This window comes from Leucobacter sp. M11 (assembly GCF_035726885.1).
Classification (GTDB): domain Bacteria; phylum Actinomycetota; class Actinomycetes; order Actinomycetales; family Microbacteriaceae; genus JAPFRB01.
In genome coordinates this window covers 762,810-769,831 of the sequence record NZ_JAPFRB010000002.1, presented here as the reverse complement: position 1 = coordinate 769,831, position 7,022 = coordinate 762,810, and the positions used below count along the sequence as shown (strand labels likewise).

Annotated in this window: 8 protein-coding genes; 7 read left to right on the top strand and 1 reads right to left on the bottom strand. The window is 69.6% G+C overall.

Translation table 11 applies throughout. The features are described from left to right. From OOT08_RS08090 to OOT08_RS08065, 6 genes are all read left to right on the top strand, one after another. Positions 1–1,024, top strand: a 1,024-nt coding sequence (locus OOT08_RS08090; RefSeq protein ID WP_442916196.1) for an ABC transporter substrate-binding protein, incomplete at its 5' end; no start/stop codon positions are given. A gap of 49 nt (positions 1,025–1,073) precedes the next feature. Further along, on the top strand, positions 1,074–2,201 hold the full coding sequence (locus OOT08_RS08085; protein WP_325092092.1) for an ABC transporter ATP-binding protein: 1,128 nt from the start codon (positions 1,074–1,076) through the stop codon (positions 2,199–2,201). A 139-nt stretch (positions 2,202–2,340) separates the two neighbouring features. After that, positions 2,341–3,150: a carbon-nitrogen hydrolase family protein gene (locus OOT08_RS08080; RefSeq protein WP_325092091.1), complete on the top strand. Its 810-nt coding sequence runs from the start codon at positions 2,341–2,343 to the stop codon at positions 3,148–3,150. Further along, a complete protein-coding gene (locus OOT08_RS08075; RefSeq protein ID WP_325092090.1) occupies positions 3,150–3,833 on the top strand; it encodes an RraA family protein in 684 nt (227 codons plus the stop codon). The genes OOT08_RS08080 and OOT08_RS08075 overlap by 1 nt, the downstream gene beginning before the upstream one ends. A gap of 78 nt (positions 3,834–3,911) precedes the next feature. Then, complete coding sequence (locus OOT08_RS08070; RefSeq protein ID WP_325092089.1) at positions 3,912–4,646, top strand: 3-keto-5-aminohexanoate cleavage protein; 735 nt, start codon at positions 3,912–3,914, stop codon at positions 4,644–4,646. A 79-nt stretch (positions 4,647–4,725) separates the two neighbouring features. Beyond that, positions 4,726–5,202 (top strand): Lrp/AsnC family transcriptional regulator, encoded by a 477-nt coding sequence (locus OOT08_RS08065; RefSeq protein ID WP_325092088.1) that lies wholly within the window; start codon positions 4,726–4,728, stop codon positions 5,200–5,202. On the opposite strand, the gene OOT08_RS08060 is transcribed toward OOT08_RS08065, so the two are convergent. After that, on the bottom strand, positions 5,199–5,678 hold the full coding sequence (locus OOT08_RS08060) for an Lrp/AsnC family transcriptional regulator (RefSeq protein ID WP_325092087.1): 480 nt from the start codon (positions 5,676–5,678) through the stop codon (positions 5,199–5,201). The genes OOT08_RS08065 and OOT08_RS08060 overlap by 4 nt on opposite strands. A gap of 179 nt (positions 5,679–5,857) precedes the next feature. Between OOT08_RS08060 and OOT08_RS08055 the strand changes: the two genes are divergently transcribed. Then, a partial coding sequence (locus OOT08_RS08055; protein ID WP_325092086.1) for a DNA polymerase III subunit gamma and tau occupies positions 5,858–7,022 on the top strand: 1,165 nt, incomplete at its 3' end.

Here is a 7,022-nt window from a genome sequence, read left to right as displayed (position 1 = left end):
GCTGGCACTCACCGGATGCTCCGGCGGAGGCAATGACGCCTCCGACGGTCCCTCCACCGAACTGAACGTGTACGCCTGGGCCGGGGAAATCCCCGACACGGTGTACGCGAAGTTCACCGAGGAGACCGGAATCACGGTCAACGTCGATAACTTCGACAGCAACGAGACCATGATCGCCAAGCTTGCCGCGGGCAACTCCGGCTACGACCTGATCGAGCCGAGCCAGTACGCCGTCCAGCAGCTCGTCGGTCAGGACCTGCTCGAGAAGATCGACTACGAGCAGGTCGAGGGCTTCGAGAACATCGGCCCGACCTTCCTCGACCCGAGCTACGACCCGGACAACGCCTACTCGGTGCCGTGGGTCTGGGGCACCACCGGCCTGCTCTACAACTCCACCTGCACCGGCGGCGAGGAGATCACCAGCTGGACGTCGCTGTTCGACGACTCCTACAAGGGCAAGACGTACATGCTCGACAACATGCTGGCCGCCTACATCGCGGGGCTCCAGGTGAACGGCTTCGACGCCGACAGCACCGACGAGGCCGAGATCAAGAAAGCCACCCAGTCGCTGATCGACCAGAAGCCGATGCTCGCCGGGTACAACTCCACGAACTATTACGACCTGGTCGCCTCCGGGGATGCCTGCATCGCCGAGGCCTGGGGCGGGACGAACTCCGCCAAGGTCGTCGCCGAAAACGACGACGTGCACTACGTCATCCCCGAGGAGGGCGGCAGCATGTGGGTCGACGGTCTGAGCATCCCCAAGGGCGTCAAGCACAGCGACGCCGCGTACGCGTTCATCAACTTCCTGTTGAAGCCGGAGATCGCGGCGATGGCCACGAACGACGGTGGGCTCGCCTCCCCGAACACCGCGGCCCTGGAGCACATCACGGACAAGGGCCTGACGGAGAACGCCGCGGTGTACCCGAGCGACGAGCAGCTGAAGAACGCCGACTTCATCGTGGACCCGGGCGCCGCCATGCAGTTCTACCAGGACGGGTGGACGCGCGTGAAGGCGTCCTAACGGACCCGCGCCCGGACCAACCCCCAATCAGCGGAGCAAGAAGAGAGCTATGAACACGCAGACGCAGCGCCAGGGCGGCGCAACCCTCGAGGCCGGCGGCCCGGGCACCCCCGCGGTGTCCCTGCACGGGATCACGAAGACCTTCGGCACCAACACCGTGGTCCAGCCCCTGGACCTCAGCATCGGGGAGAACGAGTTCTTCTCGATCCTGGGGCCCTCGGGCTGCGGCAAGACGACGCTGATGCGGATGATCACGGGCTTCGAGACGCCGACCGGCGGCGTCGTGCGGCTCGGCGGGCAGGACGTGACCCGCGTGCCCACGCGCAATCGCGACCTGAACATGCTGTTCCAGAGCTACGCCCTGTTCCCGCACCTCACGGTGTTCGAGAACGTGGCCTTCGAGCTTCGGGTCCGGAAGACCCCAAAGGCGGAGGCGGAGCGCCGCGCGACCGAGGCACTCGAGCTCGTGAAGCTTGGGCACCTCGCCGAGCGCAAGCCCGACATGCTCTCCGGCGGGCAGCGCCAGCGCGTCGCCCTGGCCCGCGCCGTCGTGTCAAACCCCAAGGTGGTGCTCCTCGACGAGCCCCTCGGGGCCCTCGATCAGCAGCTCCGCAAGGAGATGCAGATCGAGCTCAAGCGCATGCAGCGCGAGGTCGGGATCACGTTCATTTACGTGACGCACGACCAGGAGGAAGCGCTCACCATGTCCGACCGCATCGCGGTCATGTCCGAGGGAGTCGTGCAGCAGATCGACACCCCGACGGCGATTTACAACCAGCCGGGGACGCGCTTCGTGGCCGGGTTCATCGGCAGCTGCAACCTGATCGACGTCACCGCGCCCGCCGGGGCGGCCGGCGACCGCGTCTCCGTGGAGGTCGCGGGAGTCGGACCGGTCGAGGGCGTGCTCGCGGCGGACGGAGACCGGGCGATGCCGGGCACGCTGCTGCTCCGCCCCGAGCGGCTCGCGCTGACCCGCGACGGCTCCGGCATCCCCGCCCGGCTGGAGACCATGACCTTCCTCGGCGAGGAGTGGCACTACACCCTCCGCGCGGGGGAGAGCGTGTGGAAGGTCTCCGTGTCCAGTCTCGACGCCGAGCGCGAGCTGGCCGGGGTTGCCGAGGGGGCCGAACTCCGGCTGAGTTGGCGCCCCGAAGACGCCCGGATCGTCACCCGCTAGCACCCGTTCCCCGCCGTTTTCCACACGGCGCACCGCCTCCGGGGGGCCACACGCTCCCCGGGGCGATGCGCCGCGCCCAAAAACGCCGGCCGCCGCAGCGCGCGGCGGGCGAGCCCACCGACCCAGACAGGAGCACCCCGTGAAAATAGCCGTCGCACAGACCAACCCGGGCATCGACCCGCAGGCGAACCTTGCCACCATCACCCGCCTGACCGAGACCGCCGCCGCGCAGGGGGCCCGCCTCGTCGTCTTCCCCGAGGAAGCGATGCTGCTGGCCGATGACGCGATCAAGCCGCAGTTCCCCGAGCTGCTCCGGGACGCCTGGCCCGCCTTCGTGGCGGGACTGGCCGAGCTCGCTCGGACGCACGGACTCACGCTCATCGCTGGCGGCTACGAGCCGCACCCGGACGGGGCGGTGCCCTTCAACACGGTGCTTGCCTTCGGCCCGGACGGGGCCGAACTCGCCCGCTACCACAAGGTGCACCTCTACGACGCCTTCGCCTACCGGGAATCCGACTACGTCACGCACGGCACGAATCTGCCCCCGGTGATCGAGGTCGAGGGGCTCCGGGTGGGGATCGCGAACTGTTACGACCTGCGCTTCCCCGAGCTGTTCCGCAGCCTCTCCGAGCGCGGCGCCGACGTGATCTCGCTGTCCGCCGCCTGGGTGTCCGGGGCCGGAAAGGAAGACCACTGGTCGGTGCTCACCCGGGCTCGCGCGATCGAGAACGTCGCCTGGTTCCTCGCCTCCGGCACGGTCAGCGCCGACACGGTCGGCCTGAGCCGGGTCATCGACCCCCTCGGGGTGCCCGTCGCCGGGCTGAACGGCCAGGACGAGGGCATCGTGCTCGCCGAGATCGATCCGGATCGGACGCGGCGCGCCCGCGAGATCCTCCCCGCGCTCAACAACCGGCGCATCGACACCAGCTTCACCATGAAAGGCCAGTAATGTTCGCTCAGATCGGCGAGATCCCGCCCACCCTCGACCCCGTCCTCCGGGACAAGCTCTCCCGGCTCAGCTTCCCCACCCTCGGCCACTACCTCGAGGAGGGCTTCGCCGACGCGGGAATGCGCCGCATCGTCGGCGCCGAACGCATCATCGGCACCGCCTTCACCGTGCGCACGACCGCCACCGACTCGACGATGCTGCACCACGCCGCGGGGCTGCTCGAGCCGGGGCACGTGCTCGTCGTGGACACCGGGGGCGACCTCCGGCACGCCCCGCTCGGGGAGGTCGTCGCGGCCCAGACGGCGATCCGCGGCGCCGCGGGCGCCATCGTGGATGGCTGCGTCACCGACACCGAAGAAATTGCGCAGATCGGCCTCACCGTGCACGCGCGCGGCACGAGCATGCTCACGACGAAACTGCACGGCATCGACGCGGGTGGGGTGAACCTCCCCGTGAGCTGCGGCAGCGCGACCGTGCACCCCGGCGACGTGGTGCTCGCGGATGCCAACGGCGTGCTGTTTGTTCCGGTCGCCGTCCTGGAAGCGCTCGTCGACGTCGCGCTCGCGGACGACGCGGAGGAACCGGATCTGGTGCGCGAGCTGCGCGAGGGCGCCCGGCTGGGCGATCTGACCGGTGCGAGCGACACCGTCGCCCGCCTGCTGGCGCTGACCGAGCCCCAGTAATTCTCTCGGGGCGGCGTACCCGCGCCGCCCCTCCCGGGCATCCCGCCCACCCACCCCGGTTTGAAAGGACCCTGCTTCATGCTGCTCAAAGCTGCCATCAACGGCGGACGCACCCGCGCGGAACACCCCGCCGTCCCCCTCACGAACGAGGAGATCGCTCGCGACAGCGCCAGCGCGATCGCCGCGGGCGCTGACGTGGTGCACGCCCACGTGCGGACCGAGGACGGTGGGCAGAGCATCCACCCCGACGCGATCGGGGCCTGGGTCCGCGCCGTGCGCGCCGTCGACCCCGCGATCGTGATCGGCACGACCACGGGTCTGTGGACCGTGACCTCGCACGCGCAGCGGATGGAGTTCCTGGCGGCCTGGCCCGCGGACGCCCTGCCGGACTTTGCCTCCGTCGCCTTCTGCGAGGAGGGGGCGGCCGAGGCGGCCGATCTGGTGTTGGAGCGGGGGATGATCCTCGAGAGCGCCGTCTGGTCGATGGCGGACGTGCCCGCGCTGCTCGCGGCCCCCTCCCTGCAGCGGAACGTCCGTGTCCTGATCGAACCGGAGACCGAGGACCCGGCCGAAGCGGTTGCCGCGTGCCGGGAGATCGCCGCCGCGCTCCGTGACGCCGGGGTCACCGCGCCGCTGCTCTATCACGGCTACGACGAGACGGTCTGGCCCGTGGTCTTCGCCGCGATTGAAGATGGGCACGAGACCCGGATCGGTTTCGAGGACGGGCTCACCCTCCCCGACGGCTCCGCCCCCGCGGATAACGCCGAGCTGATTGCCGCGGTACGCCGCGCCGAGGCCAGTGCCCGGGGCTAAGCGGCCGCACCCCGCGGGCGGCGAGAGCGTCGTCGCCCGCGGGGTATCCTCGTACCATCGGCGCGAGGAGGAACCGGCTGTGGCTGACGAACTGGATAAACGGCTCATCGAGCTGCTCGCCCGAGACGGTCGCCGCTCCTTTACCTCCCTGGCTGACGACATCGGCGTCGCCCAGTCCACAGTGCGCACCCGCGTCAATCGTCTGCAAGAGGACGGCATCATCACGATCGTCGCGATCTGCAACGCCCTGACCCTCGGCCACCAGGTCGTCCGGCTGCTCATCCGCGTGCGCGCGCTCACCCCCTCCGATGTCGCCGACAACCTCGGCCAGATTCGGCAGATCAACCACGTCGCGCTGATCTCCGGGTCCTACGATCTCTACCTGGAGGCGACCTGCCGGGACCAGGCCCAGCTCATCGAGCTGCTCGACGTGGTCCGGCAACAGCCCGGGGTGGGCGCGATTCAGCCCATCATCGTGACCTCGCTCGCCAAGGACTACACCTGGGAGGGCTTGCGGGGCGTGGCGGGGCAGTCGGTGAGTAACCCGAACGCCTAGGCGGTCGTCTCCGGGGTGTCCCGGAAGCCCTGCCACAGGTAGGTGTCCTTCCGGACCTCGAGCACGGTGAGGGTCTCCACCTCGGAGACCCCGTGAATCCGGCGGAGCTCGTGCAGCACGATTTTGCCCAGCTCCGAGGCGTCGGCGGCGAGCACATCGAGGATGATGTCGTAATAGCCCAGGGTGCACGCCACATAGAGGATCTGCGGGTGCGCGGTGAGCTGCTCGGCGACCCGGGCGACGGGCACGTCGACGACGCGGATGCCGACGTGCGCCGTGATGCCGCCGATCTTGGTCGCGTCGTACATGCCGACCACGTGCATGACCCCGAGCTTGACGAGCCGGTTGTAGCGCTGGCGCACGGTGGGCTCGGACAGGCCGATCTCCCGGCCGATCTCGCTGAACGACTTTCGTCCGTCGATGCGCAGCTGATCGATGATGTCGCGATCCGCGCTGTCTAAGAGCTGCTCTGCCATTCGCCCTCCTTGGCTCGGTGTCAGTCTACGACCGTCGCGGTGTCGGCGGTGTCGGCGGCGTCGATCCGGGCCGTCCGCCAGACGCCGGGCACGCACGCGGCGACGGCCCCCGGCCACCTGCGCCCCCGGTGCCGGAATTCGCGGGGTGGATGGTCAGGGGTCGGCGGTAGCATGGAGGGGTGGCTACCGCACTGTATCGCCGTTATCGGCCAGAAACCTTTGCCGAGATGATCGGGCAGTCGCAGGTGACCGATCCGCTCATGACGGCCCTGCGCAACAACCGGGTCAATCACGCGTACCTGTTCAGCGGCCCGCGCGGCTGCGGCAAGACGACCTCGGCCCGAATCCTGGCGCGCTGCCTGAACTGCGTGGAGGGACCCACGGACACCCCCTGCGGCGTGTGCCCGAGCTGCGTTGATCTCAGCCGGGACGGCGGCGGCTCCCTTGACGTGGTCGAAATCGACGCGGCCAGCCACGGTGGCGTGGACGACGCCCGCGATATCCGCGAGCGGGCCGTGTTCGCCCCCGCGCGCGACCGCTACAAAATCTTCATCATCGACGAGGCCCACATGGTTACGGCGGGCGGCTTCAACGCCCTGCTCAAGATCGTCGAGGAACCGCCGGAGCACGTGAAGTTCGTCTTCGCGACGACCGAGCCCGACAAGGTGATCGGCACGATTCGCTCGCGCACCCATCACTACCCCTTCCGGCTGATCCCGCCGGGCCAGCTCATCGACTATGTTGGCTCGCTCTGTGCGAGCGAGGGCGTCGAGGTTGACCCCGGCGTGCTCCCGCTCGTGGTGCGCGCGGGCGGCGGCTCGGCCCGCGACACGCTCTCGATTCTGGACCAGCTCATCGCGGGCTCCGAGGCGACTCGCGTGGACTACGAGCGGGCCGTCGCCCTGCTGGGCTTCACGCACGAGGACCTGCTCGACGAGATGGTCACGGCCTTCGGCGCGCGCGACGCTGCGGCGGCCTTCTCCGCCGTGGACCGCGTCGTCCAGGTGGGCCAGGACCCCCGTCGCTTCGTCGAGGATCTGCTTGAGCGACTGCGCGACCTCATCGTCGTGAACGCAGCCAGCGTCGACGGGGCGGCCGCCCTCTTCCGCGGCGTGCCCGAGGACACCCTGGACCGGATGTTCCAGCAGTCCCTCGCGTTCACCCCCGCGGAGCTTTCCCGCGTCGCCGACACCGTGAACACCGCGCTCAACGGGATGACCGGCGCGACTGCGCCGCGGATCCACCTGGAGCTCATGGTGGCGCGTGCGCTCGTGCCCGCCCGAGGCCAGGCATCCGCGAGCGAGGAGCCCCGCCAGGCGACGGCGCCGCCCGCGTCAAGGCCCG

Excerpts from the sequence above, each read along its gene's own strand:
- OOT08_RS08085 (WP_325092092.1), top strand. The coding sequence starts at position 1,074 with ATGAACACGCAGACGCAGCGCCAGGGCGGCGCAACCCTCGAGGCCGGC.
- OOT08_RS08075 (WP_325092090.1), top strand. The coding sequence starts at position 3,150 with ATGTTCGCTCAGATCGGCGAGATCCCGCCCACCCTCGACCCCGTCCTC.
- OOT08_RS08070 (WP_325092089.1), top strand. The coding sequence starts at position 3,912 with ATGCTGCTCAAAGCTGCCATCAACGGCGGACGCACCCGCGCGGAACAC.
- OOT08_RS08060 (WP_325092087.1), bottom strand. The coding sequence starts at position 5,678 with ATGGCAGAGCAGCTCTTAGACAGCGCGGATCGCGACATCATCGATCAG.